At 60.0% G+C, this 24,753-nt stretch carries 27 protein-coding genes and 1 pseudogene; 10 read left to right on the top strand and 18 right to left on the bottom strand.

Translation table 11 applies throughout. The features are described from left to right. The coding region (locus WA367_RS11575; RefSeq protein WP_336056884.1) for a hypothetical protein at positions 1–484 on the bottom strand (484 nt) is incomplete at its 3' end. Between the two features lie 36 nt (positions 485–520). Here WA367_RS11575 and WA367_RS11570 point away from each other — a divergent pair. From WA367_RS11570 to WA367_RS11560, 3 genes and pseudogenes are all read left to right on the top strand, one after another. Next, positions 521–802 (top strand): hypothetical protein, encoded by a 282-nt coding sequence (locus WA367_RS11570; protein ID WP_336056883.1) that lies wholly within the window; start codon positions 521–523, stop codon positions 800–802. Positions 803–1,031: 229 nt separating this feature from the next. After that, positions 1,032–3,203 (top strand): DNA cytosine methyltransferase, encoded by a 2,172-nt coding sequence (locus tag WA367_RS11565; RefSeq protein ID WP_336056882.1) that lies wholly within the window; start codon positions 1,032–1,034, stop codon positions 3,201–3,203. 656 nt (positions 3,204–3,859) lie between these two features. Next, positions 3,860–3,976, top strand: a pseudogene (locus WA367_RS11560) (transposase); the annotation flags it as partial. A gap of 326 nt (positions 3,977–4,302) precedes the next feature. Here the strand turns inward: WA367_RS11560 and WA367_RS11555 are convergent. Genes WA367_RS11555 through dsbD form a run of 3 tightly spaced genes read right to left on the bottom strand, consistent with a single transcriptional unit; the run spans position 4,303 to position 7,524 of the window. Next, positions 4,303–4,899, bottom strand: a complete 597-nt coding sequence (locus WA367_RS11555) for a DsbA family protein (protein WP_336057119.1) — start codon at positions 4,897–4,899, stop codon at positions 4,303–4,305. After that, the gene (locus tag WA367_RS11550) at positions 4,899–5,717 is read right to left on the bottom strand and encodes a TlpA disulfide reductase family protein (protein WP_336056881.1); all 819 of its coding nucleotides are present in this window, start codon (positions 5,715–5,717) and stop codon (positions 4,899–4,901) included. Before WA367_RS11550 ends, WA367_RS11555 begins: the two co-directional genes overlap by 1 nt. A 1-nt stretch (position 5,718) precedes the next feature. Further along, positions 5,719–7,524, bottom strand: a complete 1,806-nt coding sequence (dsbD, locus tag WA367_RS11545) for a protein-disulfide reductase DsbD (protein ID WP_336056880.1) — start codon at positions 7,522–7,524, stop codon at positions 5,719–5,721. A gap of 252 nt (positions 7,525–7,776) precedes the next feature. Here dsbD and WA367_RS11540 point away from each other — a divergent pair, with 252 nt between their 5' ends. From WA367_RS11540 to WA367_RS11530, 3 genes are read left to right on the top strand one after another with little or no spacing between them, the layout of a single operon-like run. Further along, entirely contained in the window at positions 7,777–8,391 is a 615-nt protein-coding gene (locus WA367_RS11540; RefSeq protein WP_442935559.1) for a L,D-transpeptidase, read from the top strand. 34 nt (positions 8,392–8,425) lie between these two features. Further along, positions 8,426–9,091 (top strand): response regulator, encoded by a 666-nt coding sequence (locus tag WA367_RS11535; protein ID WP_336056879.1) that lies wholly within the window; start codon positions 8,426–8,428, stop codon positions 9,089–9,091. Then, positions 9,088–10,452: an ATP-binding protein gene (locus WA367_RS11530; RefSeq protein ID WP_336056878.1), complete on the top strand. Its 1,365-nt coding sequence runs from the start codon at positions 9,088–9,090 to the stop codon at positions 10,450–10,452. Before WA367_RS11535 ends, WA367_RS11530 begins: the two co-directional genes overlap by 4 nt. A gap of 180 nt (positions 10,453–10,632) precedes the next feature. On the opposite strand, the gene WA367_RS11525 is transcribed toward WA367_RS11530, so the two are convergent. Then, positions 10,633–11,469 carry a hypothetical protein gene (locus WA367_RS11525; protein WP_336056877.1) on the bottom strand — a complete coding sequence of 279 codons (837 nt, stop codon included), beginning with the start codon at positions 11,467–11,469 and terminating at the stop codon, positions 10,633–10,635. Between the two features lie 213 nt (positions 11,470–11,682). Between WA367_RS11525 and WA367_RS11520 the strand changes: the two genes are divergently transcribed. The 3 genes from WA367_RS11520 (at position 11,683) to WA367_RS11510 (ending at position 13,178) form a co-directional block, all read left to right on the top strand. Further along, the gene (locus WA367_RS11520; protein WP_336056876.1) at positions 11,683–12,009 is read left to right on the top strand and encodes a type I restriction enzyme HsdR N-terminal domain-containing protein; all 327 of its coding nucleotides are present in this window, start codon (positions 11,683–11,685) and stop codon (positions 12,007–12,009) included. Between the two features lie 92 nt (positions 12,010–12,101). Then, complete coding sequence (locus tag WA367_RS11515; RefSeq protein ID WP_336056875.1) at positions 12,102–12,356, top strand: hypothetical protein; 255 nt, start codon at positions 12,102–12,104, stop codon at positions 12,354–12,356. A gap of 108 nt (positions 12,357–12,464) precedes the next feature. Continuing rightward, entirely contained in the window at positions 12,465–13,178 is a 714-nt protein-coding gene (locus WA367_RS11510) for a M48 family metallopeptidase (protein WP_336056874.1), read from the top strand. A 548-nt stretch (positions 13,179–13,726) separates the two neighbouring features. Here the strand turns inward: WA367_RS11510 and WA367_RS11505 are convergent. The 5 genes from WA367_RS11505 to WA367_RS11485 all read right to left on the bottom strand — a co-directional run bounded on the left by WA367_RS11505 (position 13,727) and on the right by WA367_RS11485 (position 17,453). Beyond that, positions 13,727–14,113, bottom strand: coding sequence for a hypothetical protein (locus WA367_RS11505; protein WP_336056873.1), 387 nt, complete (start codon positions 14,111–14,113; stop codon positions 13,727–13,729). Next, positions 14,110–14,733: a hypothetical protein gene (locus tag WA367_RS11500; RefSeq protein ID WP_336056872.1), complete on the bottom strand. Its 624-nt coding sequence runs from the start codon at positions 14,731–14,733 to the stop codon at positions 14,110–14,112. Before WA367_RS11500 ends, WA367_RS11505 begins: the two co-directional genes overlap by 4 nt. After that, positions 14,730–15,983, bottom strand: a complete 1,254-nt coding sequence (locus tag WA367_RS11495) for a cytochrome P450 (RefSeq protein WP_022699197.1) — start codon at positions 15,981–15,983, stop codon at positions 14,730–14,732. Before WA367_RS11495 ends, WA367_RS11500 begins: the two co-directional genes overlap by 4 nt. A gap of 124 nt (positions 15,984–16,107) precedes the next feature. Next, positions 16,108–16,584, bottom strand: a complete 477-nt coding sequence (gene lspA, locus WA367_RS11490; RefSeq protein WP_022699196.1) for a signal peptidase II — start codon at positions 16,582–16,584, stop codon at positions 16,108–16,110. Further along, entirely contained in the window at positions 16,581–17,453 is an 873-nt protein-coding gene (locus tag WA367_RS11485; protein ID WP_022699195.1) for a cation transporter, read from the bottom strand. The genes lspA and WA367_RS11485 overlap by 4 nt, the downstream gene beginning before the upstream one ends. 47 nt (positions 17,454–17,500) lie before the next feature. Here WA367_RS11485 and WA367_RS11480 point away from each other — a divergent pair, with 47 nt between their 5' ends. Next, complete coding sequence (locus WA367_RS11480) at positions 17,501–17,848, top strand: ArsR/SmtB family transcription factor (protein ID WP_022699194.1); 348 nt, start codon at positions 17,501–17,503, stop codon at positions 17,846–17,848. A gap of 28 nt (positions 17,849–17,876) precedes the next feature. On the opposite strand, the gene WA367_RS11475 is transcribed toward WA367_RS11480, so the two are convergent. From WA367_RS11475 to WA367_RS11440, 8 genes are all read right to left on the bottom strand, one after another. Next, positions 17,877–18,608, bottom strand: a complete 732-nt coding sequence (locus WA367_RS11475; protein WP_293218456.1) for a cytochrome c biogenesis CcdA family protein — start codon at positions 18,606–18,608, stop codon at positions 17,877–17,879. Then, on the bottom strand, positions 18,605–19,096 hold the full coding sequence (locus tag WA367_RS11470; protein WP_336056871.1) for a hypothetical protein: 492 nt from the start codon (positions 19,094–19,096) through the stop codon (positions 18,605–18,607). Before WA367_RS11470 ends, WA367_RS11475 begins: the two co-directional genes overlap by 4 nt. Then, positions 19,093–19,704 carry a hypothetical protein gene (locus WA367_RS11465; RefSeq protein ID WP_336056870.1) on the bottom strand — a complete coding sequence of 204 codons (612 nt, stop codon included), beginning with the start codon at positions 19,702–19,704 and terminating at the stop codon, positions 19,093–19,095. The genes WA367_RS11470 and WA367_RS11465 overlap by 4 nt, the downstream gene beginning before the upstream one ends. Then, positions 19,701–20,144, bottom strand: a complete 444-nt coding sequence (locus WA367_RS11460) for a copper chaperone PCu(A)C (protein ID WP_336056869.1) — start codon at positions 20,142–20,144, stop codon at positions 19,701–19,703. The genes WA367_RS11465 and WA367_RS11460 overlap by 4 nt, the downstream gene beginning before the upstream one ends. Next, entirely contained in the window at positions 20,141–20,797 is a 657-nt protein-coding gene (locus WA367_RS11455; protein WP_336056868.1) for an SCO family protein, read from the bottom strand. Before WA367_RS11455 ends, WA367_RS11460 begins: the two co-directional genes overlap by 4 nt. A gap of 49 nt (positions 20,798–20,846) precedes the next feature. Beyond that, a complete protein-coding gene (locus tag WA367_RS11450; protein WP_336056867.1) occupies positions 20,847–21,137 on the bottom strand; it encodes a hypothetical protein in 291 nt (96 codons plus the stop codon). 27 nt (positions 21,138–21,164) lie between these two features. Next, positions 21,165–23,717: an NAD-dependent epimerase/dehydratase family protein gene (locus WA367_RS11445; RefSeq protein ID WP_336056866.1), complete on the bottom strand. Its 2,553-nt coding sequence runs from the start codon at positions 23,715–23,717 to the stop codon at positions 21,165–21,167. Positions 23,718–23,983: 266 nt separating this feature from the next. After that, complete coding sequence (locus WA367_RS11440; RefSeq protein ID WP_336056865.1) at positions 23,984–24,418, bottom strand: CBS domain-containing protein; 435 nt, start codon at positions 24,416–24,418, stop codon at positions 23,984–23,986. Positions 24,419–24,753 lie beyond the last annotated feature (335 nt).

Here is a 24,753-nt window from a genome sequence, read left to right as displayed (position 1 = left end):
CAGCGGGATCACGCTCGTTGCGGGGGCACTTGTTGAGCACGGAACACTCGAAGGCGAGCCGCTTGCCCGGGTGCTCGAGAAGGTGCGGCAATGCGCGATGATGCGTGATGAGATGCAGCCAACCCACAATGCAGTGCCTGCAACGCGAAAAAATTTGAGATGTCTGGATTCCGGATCGGTGGAAGCCGATTCTGGAATGCGGACCAGCGATTCCGGATAAGGAAAAAGCGATTCCGCCAGCTGAAGAATGCATCTCCACGTGCAGGCAAGGCATCTCGCTTTGAAATAAATTGAGATCTTCGGATTCTGAATCACGGATAAGCGATTCAGCTTTCTGGGAAGTCGATTCCGCTAGAGTGGAAAGCGTTACTCCGGCAAACGACGTGCGCTGGCAGAAGGCCATGGCGACTACCGCTGTTCGTGCAGCATTTCCTTGCTTGTATGCCTTCCGCCGGCTTTTGTTCCTTGCACGGGTGTCTCTCATCCTTGTCTCGTAGTGATGGGACAGAGGAGAAAGAGCATGCCCCGAGCAGTAAAGTCAGATGATGCATCCCACAGGGAGCGCCAGCAGCGCTACCGAAAAAGGCTGGCAGCAGAGAGGCGGCCGGAAGCGTCAGCCATTGATGTTGCGGTTGCCGCTGCCGTGGCAGCTTTCGCAAGCGCAGCAGCGCGGGATCCTTCCCTTCATCCGCAGGCGCTGCAGTGGATCCTGAGATACGCCCGGCGACGGTTGGTCGAGGACGGCTATGACAAGGAGCAGGTCCTGCGGGTGCTCCACCGTCGGATGCGCCGCTTCGGCTAGTGCTTGGCCCTTTGCGGATCACATGGTGATGCGCTTATTTAAACGTATTCTCCCCATTACTCCGTGTTTTGGAATCAGAATTACAGAAACTCACCTAGTGACGCTAAGGAGCCTCGATGGGCAGTGATGTCGTTTAGTTCCGAGAACGGTTGCATTTGAACAATCTCTCTCACCGCCTTGCAATGCATTGCCCGCTATGGCTGCAAGTAACGAACCATGGGGGGCGGGAATGGAAGAGCTAAAATCACGGCAAGCTGACGACACGAATGAGCACATCCTGCTCGATGATGTGCCATCGATCGACGGCATGGATAATGCGCCGGAAGACAATGGGCATGCCGCTGATGCCGATCAGGCTGCAGCAGATGATGGCGACGATGCTCGTGAGATGGAAATGCTCTTCGGCAAGGAGTTGAGCAAGGTCAAAGATAGCATCACCCGGTGGCGCGTGCAGCAGGCGAAGGCGGCATTCCGCATCGGTGATCTGTGGGAGGAGCTTTCGCAGGACATGAAGGTCGGTGAGCTCACCGCATTCCTTGCGAACGAGTGCCAGGTGCCGCGCCGTGACGTGCAGCGTTATGTGCGGCTTGCCAAACTCTTCCCCCGCGACTGTGCTGAACGCATCGCCTTCCGCGGCGAGGCGCTGACACCGCGCGAGTTACTGATCCAGAATGGTGTCGCATCCTCTGTTCTGCTCGATCTGGCTGGGCAGGATGAGACGGTGCGCGATGAAGCAATCCGCATGATCAAGTCCGGACGCGCGCTGCAGGCAAGGGAACTGCGTGGCCTGAAGCGCGACATCGCGCTAGCCAAGGCTGCAGTGGAAGGCACACTCGATGACCGTCGCCGCCGTGCCTTCCGCAATGCCGCTGCGCGCAAGGCACGTGATAAGGCACTTGCTGCAGCAGATGCCTGGCTCGATTCCCTTCACGCACTGACGGAAGAGGTTTGCACCATCACGCAGCTTGAAGAGGAGGACCCGCGTGTCCCCCAAATCGATAGCGTCGAAGCGGTTGCGCCTCGTGCCGCGGAGCTTCTGAAGGACCTGCCTGAGATCGTCGATCTCGACTTCATCACCGCATCAAGGGAAGGGTTCAACCGAGGCTGGTCCGGAACCTACAGCGCGCTGCAGGCGATCGCCGAGGAGAAGGTCTATCACAAGGAACACTATGGCGACGGCGAGCCATGGCAAGCCACCTACACGTTCAACAGCTCCCTCCAATGGCAGTTGGCCTGGGCCTTTGGTTATGATGACGACAGCGGAACCTCTTCGGCTGTAGAGCGCATGCGAGAAGCCGGAGACACCCCGCTTGATGTTCCCGTCGGCGTTTACGGCTACAAAGCGCCTACTGTTCTGGAAATATGTGCCGGTGCTGGCGGACAGGCCATCGGTCTTGAAGCTGCGGGGTTCAAGCATGTGGGCCTGGTGGAAATTGACAAGGATGCAGCAGCCACGCTGCGTCACAACGGCAAGCACTGGCCAGTCATCGAGGCGGATCTGCGTGATGTCGACCTGAGCCAGTTCGAGGGTGTTGATCTTCTTGCTGGAGGCGTTCCCTGTCAGCCTTTCTCACAGGCTGGCAAGCGCAAGGGAGCAGCTGACGAACGCGATTTGTTCCCGAAGGCCATGAAGCTCATCCGTGAACTGAAGCCCAAGGCCGTCATGCTGGAGAATGTCACCGGTGCTCTTCAGGCATCGAACGCGATGCACCGCTTGCGCATTCTCGCCCGCATGGCGGCCCTTGGTTACGATGCGGAATGGCGCATCCTGAGCGGCCCGGACTTCGGTCTGCCCCAAAAGCGCAGGCGGGCGATCCTTGTCGGCTTCCGGCGCGGGATCATGCACCGCTTCTCCTGGCCCGAACCCTTGGCCAAGAACGCGCCCACGGTTGGTGAAGCCCTCTACGACCTGATGGCAGCCAATGGCTGGGCCCATGTGGATGAATGGAAAGAGCGCGCCAAGGGTTATGCACCCACCATCATTGGTGGCAGCCAGAAGAAGGGCGGCATCGACCTCGCACAGCCGAAGTCACGGGAAAGCTGGAGAGAACTCGGCGTTGACCCCGGCCACTACGCCAAGGCTGCACCGGAACGTGATGCGCCTCGCGATCACATGCCGAAACTGACGCTCGAAATGATGGCCCGCCTGCAAGGCTTCCGCGACGACTGGCAGCTGCAGGGCAGCAATCTTCAGAAGTTCCGGCAGATCGCTAATGCCTTTCCGCCAGCCATGGCCCAGGCCATCGGCCTCTCGATCCTCCGTGCACTCACCGGCTATAAGTTTGATCTGAAGAAGGAGCAGGAGCGCCTGCGCAGGAAGAGCCTGAATCTGAAGGCCGTCCCGAACTATGTGGAAGCGTATCCTGCAGATTGGGACAGCGAGGAGCTCGCAGTCGGCTGATGATGTTGCCGAAGCCTAGCCAACGGAACCGCAACCAAGATGCTGAACGCATTCTCGCGCCTATGAGTGCTGGTGTCGTTCATACGTTGATTACTCCAACTGTAAGGACTTCAAAATGGAAGATTTGATCAATTTCCCCGACAGACTCGACGAACGGACTGCATTCAGACTGAATATCAAACGGGATGTTGGCCTCGATGTTAGTAGCCACAAAGACGGTGGTGGAGTGCTTACAGTTCATTACCGTCATCGACGTTTACGCGCCGGCCGCCCCCGTGAAGACATGGAGCAGTTCGCTTTCCCGCCCGCGATCTGGCCAGAGATGCGCAAAGCTGCCGGTCCGGATTGTCATTCGCGAAACCTATTTGAGGTTCAGGCAAAGTTTGCCCAACCGCCCGGAGAGCGGCAGCAGTTTTCGCGCCGAATGTGCATCGGCAACAATTGGTGGAGCTCAGTTCGCTATCTCCCTGCGCACAGAGCGCGCGACTTCCCATCTTGGTCAGGGGCAATCACGATGCCCGAACAAAGACCGAATACATAGAAGCAGGGTCAACGGGACACCGACAAATCGCTTGCAGGGGAAGGCAGTTCATACATGCTCCCCTGAGATTTTCCCGATTTTGGGTTAGCCTGTTCCTCAACGAAGGAGACAGGCAATAAAACGGTTACGATTCGCGGAAGAACAGATCATCGGCATTTTGAAGGAACATCAGGCGGGCATGACCCCGGTTGAACTGTGCCGTAAGCACGGCATATCTGATGCGACGTTCTACACCTGCCTTAGCAGGTCAGCGTCCAGGCCCAAGGTCTCGGCAATCGCGTCGAAGTTAGGCGCGCCGCCGGGACCACCGGGACCACCGCCGCCATTGGCCGATCTAAGGCCGCCGGTCGCATGGATGACCTTCTACATCCACCAGCGCCCTCATTCAGCCTTGGAAGGCAGGCCACCGGCACTGATCTATTCGCAGAGAGACGATATCAACCAACCCGATCTGCAGGTGCAATGAGTAGCCTAAATTACGCCAGATCTTGTTCAGGCTATCGGGGAATAGCTCACGGACCGCTCGCGCTGCAAAGTGCTCCGCAGCTTGTTACCTCCTCAGCTTCTTGCCATTTCGACCGCTGCCTTGATATCACTCCGGGACAATGCTCCCTGATAGATCTTGGTGTTGAAGAGGAAAGCCGGTGTACCGCCAAACCGGAAGGCACTGGCCTGGGCCATGTTGCGGTCGATGATGCCGTCGACGCGTGCGCGATCGTTCTGGTAGCGCGTCATCAATGGTTCAGGATCAAGTCCGGCGGACTTGAGGGCTTCATCGATCATGTCTTCGGTTAGGCGCGCCTTGGTCTTCATGATCGCTTTGTGCGCGTCTTCATAGTCATCACCTGCGGCCAAAACCAAATTTGAAGCATATAGGGAAGGGGCACCGAATATTGGCCAGTCCTTCATCACCAGGCGGACATAGCCATCCTTCTTAACCACGTCCAAAAGATCCGGATGATTGGCTTTGCAATAAGGGCACTGGTAGTCAAAAAACTCCACCACCGTCACATCTCCGTTAGGATTACCCAGAACCGGAATTTGCGGGTCGAAAAGGACGTCCGCTACAGACGGAAAATCCTGTGCGTGTGCATAGGTCGCGGCAGTGGCCATGGTGGCTGTAGCAGTGACAAGAAAATTGCGGCGGTTCATCATCATCTGGTCTCCTGAACGGTGGATGATTGGCGAAGTTCGCGGATGTGTGTTGTCAAAGCCTCGGGCGAAATCTCTCCGAGTTGCGCATGGTTGAGTGTTCCGTCACGACCAATGAACAAGGTAGCGGGAAGCCCGGGCGCTCCATAAGCTTGGGACAGCTGGCTGAACTGATCCAACAATACGGTTTCAAGCTGCAGCCCATCGCGTTGCAGATAGCGCCGGATGACATCTGAGGCTTCACCTTGGTTGGCGAAGATGAAATCGATATCGGTTGCCTGAGCCGCTGCGCTGGCCAGCAGCGGCATTTCGCGACGGCATGGCGGGCACCAACTGGCCCAAAGGTTTATGACCATCGGCTCTTCCCCATCGCTCAACTGGTGGAGCTCACCTGCGAGTGTGGGAAGCCTTATCTCGGGGAGAGGTGTGTGCAGGTTGTCTGCCGTTAATTGAGTGGCGATGTTCCAGACAAGAACTCCCGCAGCGAGTGGTACAAAGGAGAGCAGTCTTTCGCGCCTGCTCTGCAGCGTCAAAACCAGCGCGATGGCTCCCGCGACGACCGCTCCCGACCAATGGAAACCACCTTGCCAGAAGGCGAAGATACGCAAGGGGCTGTCAGTGAAACTGGAGATGTGCAGAACCGCATGGTTCAGCCGTGACAGAACAATGCCACCAAGCAGCGTCCATAACGACCAGCGCTCAAGATCAGAGCCCCACCGTCTGGCCATGAAGCCGCTCACGATCATGAAGACGAGAATGCCGATAAGAGCTGCGAATCTGTCGGCAGCTAACATCAGCGGTCCGATCGTAATCGCATTCATCTCAGCGCTCGTCCGCTTTTTGTGCTGAAAATCGCAGATTTCGGGTCGTGATGGAGCCAATGAGGCGGGTATCGGGCACTTCCTTCCCGTTGGCATCAAAGAAAATCATTGTCGGTGGCCCAGCGACCTTGAGCGCTTGCATGAGTATTTTGTCGGATTTGTTAAATTTGGTGATATCAGCCTTCAGAAGGCTGAAGGCTGACAGCTGCTCTGTTACGGCGCTATCTTTCAGGACCGTTCTTTCGATCACGGTGCAGGTGACACACCAATCAGCAGTGAAATAGACCATCGAGGGACGGGCAGCAGCCCGCGTGAGTTCAGCCTTCAGGTGTGAGGTTGACGTCACCGGCTCAAATGACGGCTCAGCTGCTGCTTTATTGCGGTTTTGGGAGGTGAGCGGCTCAAGGGGGCTGAGAGGATCCACTCCACCAGCGGAAGCCCCGGCGAGGAGGATCCCGCCATAGGCAAGAGCTATCGCGGATAGCGCGCGGACAGCCACGAGACCCATCTCACTGTTGATCTTTCTGGAGAGCAAAAAGCTGGCGATTCCGGCGAGAAATAAGGCCCAAAGAACCAGATCGGCTCCTTGAGGAAGAATTGGCGTGGCCGTCCATATGGCGGTGGCAAGAAATCCGAAACCGAAGAGGTGATTGACCGAGGTCATCCAGGCTCCACTGCGCGGAAGAGTCCTGCCACCAATGGTTCCAAGGATGATCAATGGCAGCCCCTTGCCTAATCCCAGTCCAAACAAGGCGGCAGCGCCAAGCGCGATATCCGCGGATTGCGCTATATAGAGCAAAGCGCCTGCCAAGGGTACGGTGACACACGGGCCGACAATCACGGCCGATGAGAAACCGAGTATAGCTGCAGAACGTCGTGAACCGTCCGGAGCACCGCTGCGTCGCGTCACCCAATTGGTCCAGGAATGTGGCAGTTGCAGCTGAAATGCGCCAAACATGCCCAGTGCCATGACCGTGAATAAAGCCGCCAGCACACCCACCGTCCATGGTGACTGCAATACGAATTGCAGGTTCTGGCCGGACCAACCGGCCACAGCCCCTAAAAGAGCAAAGGCGCTGGCTAAGCCCAGAACATAGAGGGATGAAAGCTGCAAGCCGCGGCGAGCGGTCAATCGATCACCTTCCCGTGCCAGTGCAGCTGCCAGAATTGGGTACATCGGGAAAAGGCATGGAGTGAATGCGAGAAGCACGCCGAAAAGCGGAAAACTCAAAAGAACTAGAGAGACCCCGCCGCGTGCAAGCAATCTGTCGATCAGCCCCTGATCTCCGGCGAGCGAAAAGTCGTCATCATTGGGCTCGAACTGGAAAGTCTCGGGTGGAACTGATCCTCCGGAACCGATGGTCCATTGCCTTGCCACGCCCAGCTCTGTTTCCGGCCAGACGATTTTCAGCGTCTGGGGATCGACCTGTACCGTCTGCGGTGCATAGCAGATGCCATCATCCTGGCAGCCCTGAAAGCTGAGGTCGAAAGTACCGAATGCTGGCTGTTGCAGTTCTGCCGCGGCATGTTCAAAGAAGACTTCGGTCGCACCGAAAGTCGGGTCATCTTTTGCTACGCCCTTCGGTAAATTCAGCGCCAGCTCCTTGCCGTCCTGCACGGCAGAAAACTTGTCACGGTAGAGGTAGTAACCATCTTCCACCTTCCACTCGAAGCGCAGAAAACCATCGGCACCGCGTTCGACTTCCAGAGCGAAGGCTTCGCGGACAGGCAGCGGTTTGCCGGGCTCGGAGACGGCCGCTGATACGTTCAGCAGCAGCATCATTAGCGTGAAAAGCAGCGACTTCATTGCACTCACATCTTTAGAGGTTTGAGGCGCAATGAGTGGCCGAGCTTAAGGCAGCCTTAAGGTGGCAAGGTGATTGGGCGTCGGAACCCCGTAACAGGAGTACTTATGATGCAGCTTTCCGCGCTCGATATTCGTGGCAAAGTACCGGGAGAAGTCGGTCGGCTCAGCCGTCGTGGTTTCATAACCGGACTTGTCGGACTTACGGCGACAGGTTGTGCAGCTATACCTGCGCCCGAACCACGCAGACCAAAGATGGTCGAACCAGCCCCTGTTCCCGAGTCTGCTCCCGTGGTGCCCCCCATGTATTACGCAATGCCACAGGAACGCTTCCCGATACCGGAGGTTGATGTGAAACTGATGGATGAGCGTTGGTGGCGCGCAGATGTCGACTACCCGACGTCGGAAAAGCCCGGCACGCTGATCGTCGATACGCCGAACAAGTATCTCTACCACGTTACGGGTCCCAACCGTGCCACGCGTTATGGCGTAGGTGTGGGTCGCGACGGTTTTTCATGGGCGGGCCGTGCGATCATGGCGTATCGGAGGAAATGGCCCCGTTGGACACCTCCGGATTCAATGGTTGCGCGCCAGCCTGAGCTCGAACCGTACAGCATCGCAAATGGTGGCATGGACCCGGGTCCGCGCAATCCTCTGGGAGCGCGTGCTCTCTATATCCACCACAACGGCAAGGACACATTGTACCGGATACACGGTACGCCCGAGCCTGCGTCAATTGGCAAGGCCGTGTCCTCGGGATGTATCCGTCTCATCAATCAGGATGTTATCCATCTTCACGATCAGGTGCGCGATGGCAGCCCCATCGTTGTCATTCCTGATCCGGCGATGGAACATCTACTGGTCACCTAACAGGTTGTCCGGCAGCATCACGAGAGGTTGCAAGATGCGTATTCTGGTGGTCGAAGACGACGAGTTGCTGCTCGACGGCCTTAGTGTGGGGCTCGGTCTGGCGGGCTTCACGGTTGACTCCGTATCACGCTGCGACGATGCGCTGGCTGCGCTGCTTGCGCAGAAATATGATGGTGTCATTCTCGACCTGATGCTGCCGGACGGAACCGGACTGGATATACTTTCCGATCTTCGCAAGCGGGGAGATGAAACCCCTGTGCTCCTTTTGACTGCGCGGGATCAGGTTGCGGACCGCGTGGCAGGGCTTGATGCTGGCGCTGACGACTATCTTGGTAAGCCTTTCGACCTCGAGGAGCTAGCTGCACGAATGCGGGCGGTGGTGCGCAGAGGCAAAGGCCGTGCGTGCGGCCACCTGGTATGGTTCGACGTGGAGTTGAACCCGGGCAGCAGAACAGTCACTCAAGATGGGAGCGAGATAAGTCTCACACGGCGGGAGTTCGCGCTTCTGGCGAGCTTGATGGAACAACCAAGAAATGTGGTCGCGAAATCCTCTCTCGAGGAGACCCTTTATGGGTGGCAGGAAGAGGTCGAGAGCAATGCGGTCGAAGTCCATATCCACAAGTTGCGCAGTAAACTGGGTGCGGACTTCATAGAAACCGTGCGCGGTGTGGGGTATCGCTTGAAGGGTGACGGCTCATGAGGTCGATCCGTACCCGCCTTGTTGCAATCCTGACTGTCTCGACAGGCTTGATCTGGCTGCTCGCCACAGGCTGGATATATTACAGCACGCAGGAAGAAGTTGAGCAGGTTCTTGATGCGCGCCTCATGGAGGCTGCGCGGATGGTCAACTCGCTCTTGTCCGATGACCGCATTGAGCTCTCGGGCAATGGTGGCGAGGGTGCCGGAGCGGCGCTGTCGCGCGATAATCTCGGCCTTCCCTACGACCGCCAACTTTTTTGTCAGATCTGGTCGCTAGAAGGTGGGTTGGTAGGTCGTTCCGAGAACGCGCCCGAGACCAGTCAGGACGACAGTTCCGAGGGCTTCTCGGAAACCATCGCTGATGGTGAAGCCTGGCGGATCTATACGATAAGGAACGATGCACTCGGTGTCAGGGTGACCGTCGGGGACAGCCTGAGCGTGCGCGAACGCCTGGTCGGCGATGTTATCAAGGGCTTGGTGATACCGGCAATGCTCATCTTACCCTTCATGATCATCGGCATCCTAGTAAGTGTCAAGCGAGGTCTTTTACCATTGGATCGCATGGCCCGCGCTTTATCCAGCCGGGCTGCAGAAGATCTGAGCCCTCTTGAAAGCGATCCTGTCCCAATAGAAATAAAGCCAACGGTTGACGCGTTGAACGAGCTCTTTCGAAGGGTCGAGGAGGTCCGAGAGCGGGAAAGAAGCTTCACCGCCTTTGCTGCGCATGAGCTGAAAACGCCGCTCGCCGGTGTAAAGACCCAGACCCAGATCGCTCTTGCGAGCCAAGATGTTGAGGTGCATGCGAGAGCCCTACGTCAAATTGCCGTAGGTGTCGACCGCACGAGCAGGCTCGTCAAACAGCTTCTGGATCTTGCCACAGTGGAAGCGGCGGGTCCGGAGAGGAAAAGCGACCTGATAGATCCGAGTCGAGTCCTGCAGCAGATTCGTGATGAACTTCCAAGCGATGCCGTTCGTGCCAGAGTCAAAATTGAAGGCTCCCTCGACCTCCATGGCCGCATTCCTGGTGAAGCCCAGTTCCTGTCCATGGCGCTGAGAAATCTGCTCGAGAATGCGCTCAATCACTCTCCAGACGAAGCTGAGGTGCTCTGCCGGGTACATCCAGCTGATGGACTCTTGAATTTCATCATCGAAGATGAGGGGCCTGGTATATCCAGCGATGAAATCGATCAGGTCATCAACAAATTTGCGCGCGGCTCAAACCGCTCCGCATCTGGGAGCGGGCTCGGACTCGCCATTGTACAGGTGTCCGTCGGCCGCATTGGAGGCGAATTCTCGCTGGTGCCTCGACAGCCCCGGGGTTTGGGAACAGTAGTGAAAGTCCCTTTCGAGGAAGTGCATTAGTCGGTCTGCTTTAGCAAAAAACAGTCTGCGCAGTTCCCCTGCTCAAGCCACCGATCAAGGTCGTTCTACGTACGTCGAGGTTGCGTGTGCCTGCGGCAGGCGGTTCTTACCTCCGTAGCGAGCGGGAATGTCTGACTTGCGCGAGTGACCCATCAGGCGCTTGAAGTATCTGCCAGGCTGTCAGATGCGCTTTTCGCTCAAGCAGCCTGTGAAGAGTGGCTGCGAAAAAATCTTCTCGATCTCGCTGTCGTCGAAGGAGTCCCTTGGCAGCGAGACAAGGTTGTCGTTGCTGACATGCTTAAACATGGGCTTGGGGTGCGGGTAGTAGCCGCGCTCGATCAGCCAACCGAAAAACTTCGACAGTGCGTTGTGGTAGCCGTTGCGCAGCCGGGCTTCCGTGAGCCGCGTGAGATCACCCCATCCGTGTTTCTGTGCGTACCTGTATCTCCCAGCGAGAGACCCCGCATGATCTTGCGGGACGTTCCTCCTGTTGGTAATGTCCGGAAGCATGCGATCGAGCTTCGCGGCCCTGTCGCCGTCAAATTCCGCGACCACCGGATCATCCATGATGTCGACGAGGAACTGGACGATCAGCTTTACCACTGAACGCGCATCGGCATTGCCACCTCTCGCAATGTCCTGCTCGATATACTCCTCCAAGGCCTTGGAGAAAGTCAGGGCTTCTGGCTCTGGCTCCGGCTCCGGCCCCAGAGAGGAGGCAGGAGTGGGGGCGAGAGCAGGAGCAGGAGGCTCTTCTTGTTCTGGAACAAGTGGCTCCAGTTCATGAACTGACTCCTCAACGGGAGCGTGAACGTTCGCTCTTTCTGGATTCTCGAGTTCGACAGGCGCTGGTTGAGGCCATGTGTGGCTAGCTACTGAGAGAGAAGCGGCAGTAGGTGCAGATCTGGTTCTGCGGAAGCTTTCGGGCACCGAGGCATGAGCTTGAGCGTGTAATGTCTCCCTCCTGCCACGCTCATAGGCCTCGACCTTCTCCTGCTGACGCGGGTGGCTTGGCACGCAAGGATCCGACTTCCAAACGCCAGGTAAAGGTTTAAATCTCTGGAACTGTGAGGTCTTGATTGAGTATGAACAACCGGGCAAGGATTCCTTGCACCGGATATGCTTCGTAATTTTCTAGTGCCGGCATCGATATTGGGGTGCGATGCGGTGTCTTTGACGAAGGGTATCCAGAAAATTGGGAACTGTTACGCTAATAGTTTGGGGTGGGGAGTGGATATTTCTGAACTTGAGAGTTTCGCGGATACGCTGAAGGTAAAATTTGCGCTCCCCGGTACGGCTTCACCCGAAGATCAGCTAAAGTCGGTTGTTGCCGAGCTTGTCAAATCCGCCGGTACGGCCTACGGACTGACTGTCGAAACCCGCACCGAAACGCATCTTTCAGAACATAAGGTCCGCCCCGATATTGCCGTCTATGTCGGCGGGCTGATCTGCGGCTATATCGAACTGAAAGCCCGGGTCTCGGAGCCGACGCACCAAAACTCAAGGGCGACCACAACAAGAAGCAGTGGGAAAAGCTCAAAGGTCTGCCAAACCTGATTTACACGGATGGGAGGGAATGGGCGCTTTATCGCACGGGCGAGCGTCCAGACGGTCAGCCCATCGTGCGCTTGCATGATGACCCCACGACGATGGGCAAGGCCGCGACCGTTAAGGATGATGCCGAGTCGCTGGAACGGTTATTCCGTGATTTCCTCGGCTGGCAACCTGCCGTCCCGCACAATCCCTCAGGACTTGCCAAATACCTCGCGCCACTCAGCCGTTTTCTCCGTTCGGAGGTCGAAAACGCGCTTGGCCAATCCGGATCTGCGGTCGAACTCCTAGCTAACGAATGGCGGCAGTTCTTCTTCCCCGACGCCGACAACGCCAAGTTCGCGGATGCCTAACCCAGTTCGCGAGCGGGAGGTCAAGAACGTGCTCTTCCCGCTCTTCAACCGGGATAGAGAAGCAACCCTCGCGATGTTCGAGATCATCAAGAACCAACAGGGGTATTGATGGGAGAGTCCATCGAGATTGGAGACATCACAATCAGCGTGACCCGGAAGGACGTGAAGAACGTCCACCTGTCGGTCCACCCGCCGGACGGACGCGTCACGCTTGTAACCCCTACTTCCACCAGGATTGATGTTGCGCGCGCATACGCGATCACAAGAATTGGATGGATCCGGCAGCAGCAAGAGCAGCTTCGCGCGCAGGCGAGGGAAGCCCCCCGTTCATTCGTCGGTCGCGAGACCCACTACCTTTGGGGACGGCGCCATCTTCTCCGTGTGACGGAGCTCGACGCCAAGCCGGAGGTAAAGCTAGACCACCGCACAATCCATCTCCAGGTCCGCCCCGGAACTTCCCGCGGCGGACGCGCCAAGGCGATTCACGCTTGGCATCTGAAGCTACTTCATGGCGCAGTCCCGCCCATCATCGACAAATGGGAAAGGCGCCTCGGCGTAAAGGTCCATCGCTACTTCTTGCAGCGGATGACAACCAAGTGGGGAAGCTGCAACTCGAAGGCAGGCACCATTCGGCTGAACACTGAACTCGTGAAGAAACCGCGCGACTTGCTGGAGTATGTAATCGTTCACGAGATGGTCCATATTTCCGAGCCGACGCATAGCCCCCGTTTCTTTGCTCTGCTTTCTGAGCACTATCCGAGTTGGCCTGAGGCCCGGCGGGAGCTGAACGAACTGCCAGTACCTCAACTCACTGGGGGCTGAGGTGACGATGATTCCCTCGGAGCTGGTTCTGGTTCGATTTCCGTTCCTTCGCGCAAAAGGTCCTGGCCATGAAGTGCCGACCTGATGTCGAGTAATATCCCATGAAAATCCGCGTAGTCGAGAGGTTCGGAGAATATCGGCCCTGAGAGACGGCTTCCGGACCACCTGGCGCGGGTTCGGTGCTCCGCCCAACCCGCATAACCCTCGAAAACAACGAAAAAAATCCGGCCGCAGCCGTATCGGGAGCACGCTTTCGCGGGGGCAAATGGCGGAGGGGATGGGCCTGATATCCAACCTTCTCCACCACAAGTCTTTGATTTTGCACGAAAGAAGCACGCGCCCAAAGAATGCGCTTACTGAATTGAGCCGTCGGCGGCTGCTCCGTGCAATCGGAACACATTCCTTCCAACGGTAGCTTCTTCCATCGATGCCCTTTCCTACAGCCTACAGCTAGTGCTTTGACACTAGAGGTTTGGTACATCGCGATGCCGTCAGGGGAGAGCGGTATCCACTCCATCTCTGGCAGACTTTGCCCCGATCTTCGCAAGTCAACCGGAGCCGAAGGGGCGCACCCAAAAGACGACCAGGACCACGTAAACGGCATAGACGACCGGGAAGACCAGCACCTGCCACCGCCGGAAGCCGGTTTCGCGCCCGCCCCACCAGAGAAGCGCCGCATAGAGCGCAGGCATAATCGCCACGAAGGCCAGGCTTACCCAGTACAAATGCAGATTACCGATCGGCATTGCGATGATCGTGAGCGGGATGAAGGCGATGGTCATTGTCGCCGCCATGTCGCCTATAACGTCGGTCACCGCCGCCGTGATCTGTCCCTTGCGGGCAAGGCTCCATGTGGCGAAAACCTCCGGCAGCGCCGCCACGGGCGCAGTGATGAACAAGCCGCCGACGATCTTCTGAATACCAAGGGCGCTCACGATCTGCTCGGTCGAGAAGACGATGAAATAAGCCCCGACGCAAGCGCGGCCACGCCGCCGCCCGCGAACCATTGTTCGCGCCGGGTCCATTCGACTCCCTGCCCCTCCTCGCGACCGCGCAAAAGCGCCTGCGCGAGGTAAGCCAGATAGGCTAGAAGCAGAATCCAGCCGTCAACCGGCTGAAGGCCCCGCCACGGCGCCGGAAGAGTGAGCAGTGCGACCAAGGCCAGAATGCCGAGATAAGGCAGCGCCTGCACCGTGATCGCGCCGGGGTCCACGGGCAGGAAGTGCTCGCGCAGATCTCGTTCGTGATCGCCGTGCTCGTTGCCGAGTTCCTTCTTACGGGTGGCGAGATAGGCGGTGACCACGAGAATTGGCACAACTATGATGTTGGCGCCCAGCATGGCTCCCAGTCCAATATCGGCAACTCCGCGGATGGCGCTCGTGACGTTGATGCCGATCTCCGGGCTTGCGGTGGCAAGTCCGATAAACGAGCCTCCAGCGGCGACGGAGAAGCCCCACTGCCGCCGCAGCTTCTTTAGTGGGTCGGCCAGGTGTTCCGCCCCCCAATGCGCCAGCCATACGGCAGCAAGAAGAACTCCGGCCCAGACAGCAATCACGACTCACTCCGAGGTCTGACATTACTCATCATGAACCGGCTCTTCGGTATGGCCGGCAATCTCGCTGTATCGATCTGCAGATCCTGATCCGGCACGTCGTAATCGACAGTTGCCGCGAGAAACCCGCAGGAGACTTTCATAAGCTCAATCGTGATCCACTCGCCGGGGCAGCGGTGGTTGCGGGTGTGGTCGCCGCCTCCCTGCGGAATGAAATTGAAGGGACTGCCATCCCAATCCCGAAAGCGCTCCGGCCGGAACTCCTCCGGCGCATCCCAGGCTCGCGGATCGCGATTGGTGCCGTAGAGGTCCAGCATCACGCGCCGTCCCCGCGGAAACCGATATCCGTTCCATTCGAGATCACGCCTTGCGCGCGCCAGCACCGCGGGAAAGAACGGATAGAAACGCCGAACCTCCTGCACGAAGAACTCCAAACTCTCATCGTCGGTCCGAAGCTCCTGGCGACAGGCCGGAAAACGATGCAGAGCGTGCGCGGCGAATGTGATGAATACGGAGACGGCGACGGTCGGCCGCAAGATGTTCAGCAGTTCCACCGCGGCGACGCGTGGACTCAACAGCGCACCGTCCAGGTCCCGCCATGTGGCGATCACACGCGCCGCGCTGTCTTCCGGTGGGTTCAGGCGGCCGGCACGAACCTGCTCTATGACGTCCTCGATCCACCGCTCCGAGCCCTTGCGGGACAGGCGCGACCACCAGTGCCTCGGTCCGATCGCCCCCGCGTCGTCGAACAGCGCCGTCAGCTGTGCGGTGCGCCGACTCACCTCCGGTTCGGGCAGTGGAACGCCGGCCCATGCGCATACGGCTTTCGTCAGGAGCTCTTGCACCTCATCATAAAGGACGACCCGGTCCATCGCTGCCCATTTCCGAGCGTAGACGCGCCACAGGCCGTCGACCAGCTCTCGCAAATGGTCGATCCGCTCGGGCGCCATGAGCGACATGAACATCTGCTTGCGGTGTCGGTGCGCTTCGCCGTCCATCCCCTGAACCCCGCCCCGTCCGAAGAGGGTCTTCTGGATCCGGCCCGGCGTAGCGCCCCGCCGGACGAACAGGTCCTGCCGATAGAACAGTTCGGCCGCCTCCGGCCCGGTCATGCAGATCGTCTTGCGGAGCAGGATTCGCGCGAGGAAGAGATCGGACCGGTAGCGTCGGCACCTTTTCGAGACAAACCCGTAGGGGTCCAGGAGCAGAGCGATCGTGCTATCGGGATTTCGGTCGCGCGGGATGCGAGGCATCGGCTATTCTCCAAACCTGTCGGGAGGGGCCGGAGGTAGTCGCCTCTGTAGGACTGCTCCGCACCGTTCGCCACTGGTGCCTCCGTTGCAGGGCCGGCCTTTGCTTGCGGCGGTTTGCTCGCTCTCAAGCTTCCGCACGTCTTCTCTCGTCCTTCGCGCGAAAGCTGTCCAATATGAGCAGGGCGGCGCCACAGACCACCGCCACGTCGGCAAGGTTGAAGGCCGGCCAATGGTAGGCCCCCAGATGGAAATCGAGAAAGTCGGTGACCGCTTGAAAGCGCATCCGGTCAGCCACATTGCCCAGAGCGCCGCCGATGATCAGCCCAAGCGCTGCGCTGACCACCCGGCCTTGCGCTCGCCACAGCCAGACGGAAAGCCACGCCACAATGGCGAAGGCAAGCAGAACCAGAGCCCACCAAGGCACGATCCCGCTGAGCATCCCGAAACTGACACCGCGGTTTTCCACGAGGACGAGGTTCAGAACGGGGAGCAACTCGACGCCGTTCGCCAAGGCCGGTGAGCGAAGGGCGAAGGCCTTGCTGCCCTGGTCCAGAGCGAACGCCGCTACAGCGCAGGCTATGCCAACCCCGCGGACGTTCATGCAACCTCCCGCAGGTCGGCTCTCGCATCCCGGATGATCGACGATGACGAATGCAGGAACAGTCCGGCTATGATGGCCGCGACAACGAGATCGGGCCAGGCTGTCCCCGTCCAGGCGACCAGACCCGCCGCCACGACGACCGCCGCATTTCCTATGGCGTCGTTGCGTGAGAACAGCCAGACCGCTCGCACATTGGCGTCCCCGGTCCTGTGCGGCAGAAGCGGAAGAACTGCGACCACGTTGACGACGAGTGCGATCACGGCGAAGAGACCCATCAGCCCGGCTTCGGGCTGCTGCTGCACCAGCACGCGGTAGGCAGTGTTGGCGAGGACCCCGAGACCGAGCGCGCCAAGAAAAAGGCCTTGGATCATGGCGGAACGGGCGCGCCAGACCAGACTCCATCCGATCGCGAGCACCCCGAGGAACGTGATTAGGCCGTCACCGAGGAAATCGAGCGCATCGGCTTTCAGCGCCTGCGAGCTGGAGATGAACCCGCCGACCATCTCGATGACGCCGTAGCCGACATTCAGCAGAATGACGATCCACAGTGCTCGCCTGTAAGCTGGCGTGATGTGGCTCAAGTCCTTCGGGAGATCGTCGAGGTCGCCTTCGTGATCGACATTGAGGCCGTCCAGACGGTCCAGCCGGTAGCCGATCCCCGCAACGGCGCGCTCCACTTCCGGCAGCTGCACGCCCGGATCGGACACATGCAGCGTCATGACCTGCGTTGCGGTCGAGACCTTCACTGCCTCCACGCCGACCGATCGAACCGCTTTCTCGATCTTTGCGGCGCAGGAGGGGCAGTCCATCCCTGTGACGCGATACCGGGCCATCTCTTCGGCATTGTGGATCAGGTCTGGGCTGCTCATTAGACTCTTCCTATCATTGGCACGATAAGGTATCACTGAGGGCTGATATGTCTAGTGTAGAAATCCAATCCGGGGATAGGGAAGACTCCGAGGTCTGCCTGAAGCGGGCCAAGCTTCTTAGGGGCTTCGCCGATTCCTCCCGACTGGCAATTCTTCAGGCGCTGAGGGACGGTCCTCTGTCGGTGGGGGAGATCGTCAGAGCGACAGGTCTCTCGCAACCCAACGCGTCGAACCACCTACGCTGCCTGAGCGAATGCGGTCTGGCGGTGGGAGAGCAACGGGGACGCCACGTCCATTACCGCTTGACTGACCCGCGGATTTCCCAGCTGCTTGAGCTCCTGGACGAAGTACTGACCGGCGTGGCGACTGGGGTTGAGAATTGCCAGAACTACTAGCCCGCAAGTACATATGCTGCCCGCTCGTTCAGCCGATCCGCGCAAGGACCGGGAAGGCGTCCAGGAGCCAGTAGGCCAGTGCACTTAGCCGACCAGTCACCATGGCCAGCCCCATCAGAATCATGACGCCTCCCGCAGCCTGATTCAGGCGGCGACCCCAACGACCAATGCCCCGCAGCTTGCCGGCAATGGCGTCGGTGAAGCCCGCAACAATGAGAAATGGGATGCCGAGACCCGCCGAATAGAACGAGAGCAGAGTGATCCCGTCGGCGACGGTTGAACTGGCTGCGCTGGCCGTGAGAATGGCGCCTAGGATCGGACCAATGCACGGCGTCCAGCCGAACCCGAAGGCAAGCCCGAGGACGTAAGAGGAGACCGGTTTCCCGCCCGGGAGGTCGAGATGGAAGCGCATATCCCGTTCCATGGCCGAGAAGCGCGCAGCTCCGATCATGAACAATCCAAACAGGATCACAATCCCACCACCGATGATGTTGAGCTCGTAGCGCCAGCGCAGCAGCGCCTGACCGAGCGCCGTGGCGGAGGCGCCGAGTGAAATGAAGATCGTGGAGAAGCCGAGGACAAAGCAGAGGCTGAGCCACACCGCCTGCCTCCTCGACGGCGCCTTCTTGCCGGAGACCGTTCGCCCGGCGACGTAGGAGACGTAGCCGGGAACGAGCGGCAGGACGCAAGGCGACAAGAAGGAGATCGCGCCCGCCAGCAGTGCTGCCGAAACCCCAAGGAGGGAAAGGTCGACCATCATGCGCCCGGCCGCAGTCCGAGAGCGCCTCGCGGGAGCCGCAGGGCCGCAAGGTAGGCGAAGGTGGGAACGATCACCCACTGCAACAGCGGCGTGAGACCCGCGTCGAGGATCGGAACGACCGGCACGATCTCCCGATAGGCCCAGGCCGCTCGAACGACGATGTTCAGCCATTCGCTGAAGACCGTGTAGGCGACGCCGAACGCCACAGCCACGACCAGGACCCGGCGTACCCGTTCGAAAGGCCACGTCGCATCCCCAACCAGGAAGAGCGACAAGAGCATCGTGCTCATGGCGATGAGAATGTCCCCACCCGTGCAATGCACGATCGCGAAGGCGATCTCGCCCCAGGTTCCCTCCAGCCAGATGGTGTAGAGGGGGATGTGGCCGATCTCCCAGACCAGATGTGCGACGGCCGAGAACAGCACGTATCTCCGGAGAACCAGGAGCCAGTCTGGTGCGGATGCTCCGTGAATGGCCGCGCTCGTCATCTGACCAGCCCCAGGACACGATCCAGAAGACCCGGCTCGGGCGGGCGGGCGTTGCTCAAGCCATTGATGTAGAGGACCATGTTCACATAGCCGAACTCCTCACCGTGGAAGATGCCGGCGTGACGCCCGCCGCGGTCGAGAACATGGGCCTCGGGGCTGATCTCTTCGCGCGAGGAAAGCTCGGCAAAGCGTGTCGCCAGGGAAGCGACTGTGGCGCCGTTGGACGGGTCTACGGTGATGAGGTTTGACGCGGCCGGCTTCTCGCCGCCGTCGCCGCCCTCGGTAACCGCAACGAACGAAACCATGTCGCGCATCGGTGTGACGTTCACCGCCTCCCGGACCTGAGCGAGCAGCGCCTGCTGCGCGGCGCAGGGATCCCCGCAGCCTTCGGGCACGAAGCTCAGGACCACGATCTGATCCGAGAGACCGCCGAGATCGAACGGTTCGCCGGAACCATCGACGACGTCGAGTTCCGGCGGACGCCGGACATCCGTGGCTTCGAAAGCAGGCTCCTTCTCCGCCACGGCTTCGTCGAGCCGGTCTTCCGGATGGTTGGCCAGGGCCGGCCCGGCAAGAAGCAGCACCACGAGGAAGATTACTGATTTCATGGCCGTTCCTCCGTGGGGCCCATCGCGCCGGGGCCGAGGACCGGGACGTCCACCGTCACCTCGCCTGCGTCTTCGAAGACCAGCGTCATGGGGAAGCTCTCCCCCTCCTCGAGCTTCCGCGAGAGGTCCATCAGCATCAGGTGCGAGTCGCCTGGGGCGAGCGTCACTGGTGTACCGGGGGAAACGTCCAGATCTACGATGTGCACCATGCGGGTGACGCCCGCAGAATCGGTCTCGACTCCGTGGAGCATCACGTGTCCGGCCACCGGGCTCGTCACTTCTAGCAACCGATCGGGCTCATCGCTGGTCAAGGTGAGGTAGGCGGCGCCTGGCCGCGAGGCGAGAACGCTGGCGCGGGCCCAAGCGTCGGTGACAATGATCTCGGCCTGCGCTGCCAGCGGCCAGGCGAAGGTAAGGAGGGATGCGGTGAGCAACTTCATTCCTGCTGTTCTTCCTTTTCGATCTGCATGAGGATTTCCTTGGCGACGGCTTCAGGCGGCTGGTCGCGTTCCTGAAAGACAGCCTCGAACCGCCCGTCTGGATCCATCAAGTAGATGTGGCCGGCATGCGCCATCATGTAGCCGTCGGGCGCGGTCTTCTCCTCGACCCGCTCGTACCAGGTTCGGAAGGCTTGCGCCGCCTCGGCCACCTGCGCCTCGGTCCCGGTCAGGCCGTCAAGGCGGGGATGGAAGGCGGAGACGTATTCGGCCATCACCGGAACCGTGTCGCGCACCGGATCGACGGTGATGAAGAGCGGCGCCACACGGTCTGCCTGAGGGCCAAGCAGATCAAGCACGCTTGCCATGTAGGCCAGCGTCGTCGGGCAAATGTCCGGGCAGTGGGTGAAGCCGAAGAATACAAGCTGCCATCCTCCGGCGAAATCGGCCTCCGTCACGGCACGGCCGGTATGATCCATCAGCGCGAACTCCGAGCGGATGTCCGCTTCTCCGACAGAAGTCGCTCGGGGTGCTGGCGGCGCCATGTACGTGCGCACCGTCAGCGCGCCGCCTGCCAGGAGCAGGATAGCAGCCGCGCCGGCCCAGAGCGCCAGCCGGACGCGCCGGAGAGTTTGCGTGGTGGGTTTTGAAATCATCGTCTAACTCGGGATGGTCCGCCCGGGCCGGAACCCGGGCGGAGTGGTGTCAGCCGTCCTGCGGCTCGGCTTCCGGGGCCTGCATCTGGTCGGTCTTCGCCTGCATCATCTCGGTGCAGGCCTCCATCATCGGGCCCATTTTCTGCATCATTTCCATCATCGGCATCATGCCCTCCATTCCGGACATGTCTCCGCCCATCATGCCACCGGACATGCCGTCCTGGTTCTGCATCATCTGATCAGACGTCTGGTCCCCGGCCTCCTGCGCGAGGGCGGCCGTGGTCAGGAGCGCCGCCAGAGCGGTCGCGGCGAAGCCGAGCTTGTATGTGGTCTTCATCATCTTCTCCTTCAGGAGACGGCTCCGCCCTCAGACGATGTACCTGTCCCAACTTCCATAGTGCTCCTTGCTGCGGCGCCCGCGCGGGAGGCTCAGCGGGATCAAGACAAGGCCAGAAGCCATCCCCAGAAGACTTCCCGCGATGGTTCCGCCGTCCAGAAAGAGCGGCGCGACGATCAGCCACAATCCGAAGAGAATGTTGAGAAACCTCAGCGGACGCGCCACCTCGGCCCAAGCGATAACGGCAGTGGTCAGCACCAGCGCGCCTATGAGGTGATCGCTGTTCGCGAGCGCCGCTTCATTGCCGAAAATCGCCCCCGAGAGCATCAGGAAGGCTCCGATCCCGGTGCTAAGCCCCAAGGTCCAGGGCACCGTGACGCCGCGCGCGCTCTGCCGGAAGATCTCCGAGTGCCTCGCGTCGAAGCTCATCTCTCCGCCCGTGCGGCCGCCGGGCAGCGCGTCGCCCCGGAAGAAGGCGCGCCAGAATGGCCGGCCGCGCCGCGTGTTCCAGATCATGAACTGGATCATGGCCACGATCTCATCGAGCGAGAAGGGGATCATGATCAGCATCGCCAGCGCCGCCATGAGGCAGATCGTGCAATAGGTCCCGATGGCGATCGGCTGGATGATAATGAAGTAGATGCTGACAACGCCGAGCGGCCCCACCACAATTCCGAAGAGCGCCACCATCCAGGGCATGGTGCGCCAGCGCAGGCGGCTTCCCATGACGCCCATAAGGATCTCGAACATGTAGCTCATGGCGCCAAGCCCCCCGTCGGCTACGGGCCAAGCCTTCGAGACGTCGGAGGTGATGATGTATTCGGTGCCGTTGAGTGCCGAGGGCGAGGAGAAGAACGGTTCCCATACCCCGTCAATGTGGCCAAGCTGATAGGCCGTAAGGATGCGCGACAGGATGAAGCCCACCGCACCCAGTGCGATGATCGGAAGGCGCTGGACATAGGTCGAGGGGCAGTAGGTCCAACCGGGAGGGATGTCGGTATTGTCCATCATGCCTTCGCGTGACATGCCGGGCATCATCGGGATCAGGATGGTCAGCGCGATCACCAGCGCGCCGATGAGCGTATGGTTGGCATAGACGGCCGCATCCGGCGTCCAGAAGATTAGCGGTGCGGCCAGAAGCCAGACGCCTAGCCCGGCATTCGCCCACTGCGCCCAGCCCATGCCGGGGCGGAGCGAAAGGGCGGCGAAGACCATGATGGCGAGTCCGGTGAAGACGTCGTTCCAGGCCGTCAGCCAGCTGCGCGTGGCGGCGGCCCAGAGGCCGCGATCTTCTGTCACGCGCAGCACGGCGGCGCTAAATTCGGTTTGGTCGAAGGTGCCGAAGACCGAGGGCGCAGTGGCGAGCCAGAGCCCCAGCCCCATGACCAGCCAGTGCACCCAGAGCATCGAGAAATGCATCTGCCGCATGTGAGCCGCATGCTCGCGATCATTCGCGTCTTGCTCGGCCGGGGGCGGCGCCTCGTCAGCGTCGTTCTCGGCAGCGGCCTTCTCGACCTTTGCCGCCGCGACGCGGGCAGCGTTCAAACCGTTATTGAAATACCAGTCGAAGGCGTCGTCCTTCAGATTTTGAACGATGCGGGGTATGTCGTCGCGCAGGCTGTGCCGGGGCGTCCATCCGAGGTGCTCCTTGGCAGCCGTGAGGTCGAGCTCGTAATGATCGCTGGAGATGTCCACCATCCAGGCGCGGATGAACGCGTTCTCGCCGAAGACGCGGTTCTCGATCCAGGCTCCCAGCTTGGCCAGTCGCGGCAGAACGTTCCAGGTGATCCAGTCTTCGCCGTGCAGTTCCCGACCGATCAGGCGCTGGAGCTCTCCGAAGGGTACAGGCCTCTCTTCTCCCAGCAGCACTGGGAAAACATCCGGCAAATCGGAACGGCGGTCGACAATCCGCTCGACCGCGTCGAGCAGGTCCTCGAGATGCAGGAAGACCTGCCCTCGTGCCAGGTCTCCCGGATAAACCTTGCCGCTGAACCGCCGCTCGTAGATGCGGGCAATCTGATGGGCGAGGAAGGTCGAACTGCCGGCGTCGTCATAGACGCCCGCAGGGCGCATCAGCACGAGTTTCTCCTTGCCCCGCTCCGCGCGCAGCATGGCTTCAGTGCGGATCTTCGAAGCGCGATAGGGCAGCTTCGCGTCGAAGGGATGATCCTCGGCGATCGGCCGCCCCGGCTCGGTCGAGGCGTGGGCGAGCATGGTCGAGGCGAAGACGAACTGCTCCAGCTCGAACTCCTGGAGCCCCGCCAAAAGACGCTTCGTCCCCTCAACCGTCACCGCGTTGTAGGCGGGGCTTTCTTCCCCCGTCAGGTCGAAATAGGCGGCGAGGTGAATGCAGGCGGCAATGTGGTCGCCATAGGCGAGGCGCACGCGTGCAAGCGCCTTGTCGACGCTCGCCTGATCGGTGATGTCGAAACAGACGCATTCGGCTTGATGCGGCGGGTGAGGCGGCGAATGCCGGTCCAGTCCTACGACCCGGTAGCGCTCATTCAGCCTTCGCACCACGGCAGAACCAAGGTAGCCGCTCGACCCGGTTACAACGACGACTGGCTTGCCCTTTTCCTCCACCGATGCCTCCGCCAGCGCCTATTTCCGCAGGTATTTGATCAATGCGGCGACTACCAGGATCAGCACCACCACTGCGATGAGCCAGAAAAGACCCCTGCCGAACATCATACCGTCGCCCATCATGCCATCCATCATCGCGTCGCCTCTTGCTTCATCTCAGATGCGCTCCGTAGTCAGTGCGGCCTTCCCCCAGGGTTCGCTCGATCGATGTGGATCGCCTGTGTAGTCTGGGGGCGGCAGAGTATCAAAACGACCCTGCCGCTCCGTCAGCAGCAGCCCGACTTGCGCTCCGGCTTCGAAATCTCCTGCACAAGATCCGCCGTCTCCTGACCGCTGGCACCGCGCGCAACGTCCGCCTGGGCGACCATTCCGCAGCACTTTCCATTCTCATCTGTAACGACTGCGCGCCTCACCTGACGCTCCTCCATCTTGTCGCAGCACGCGGACACGTCCTCCTCCGGAGTTGTGGTCAAGACGTCTGTGGACATGACCTCGGAGACCGGAGTGTCGCTTCCTTTCCCCTCTGCGACCGCGCCGCAGCAGATGTCGCGGTCCGTGACGATTCCCACCGGCTCTCCCGATTCGTTAAGAACCGGGAGGGAACCAACCGACTTCTCGGCCATGATCTTTGCGGCATCCCGGATCGTATCAGTACGGCCGCAGCAGGCGGGGTCGCGGCTCATGATTTCCTGAACTTGCATGGCAGTTCTCCTTGCTGATGGATCCAAAACGACTCGTTTCCCGGCTGGTTCCGAGCCAGGGTCAGAAAAGTTCCCGACAGATCGAACCTGGCTTCGCGGATCACCCTGCGTCAGTTGGACGAGCGCTCATCCCCAGTTCGCCGGAGATCAGCCCACGCAACAGCGTAAGTCAGCACAGACGAAAAGCCTCGTAGGCACCCACGAATAGATTGCTATCAAGCGGCGCGGGGGCCGGCCAATCTGCTGATGCCCTGCACACGAGCGTTTCGCGGACATCAGGACGGCGCTTCATCATCAATTATTCCGATGGGGAAAGAGCAACCAGAGCAATGCCT

This window comes from Nitratireductor sp. CH_MIT9313-5 (assembly GCF_037029545.1).
In the GTDB taxonomy this organism is placed as follows: domain Bacteria; phylum Pseudomonadota; class Alphaproteobacteria; order Rhizobiales; family Rhizobiaceae; genus Chelativorans.
The sequence above is the reverse complement of the archived record's forward strand: the minus strand, read 5'-3'. Positions and strand labels throughout refer to the sequence as shown.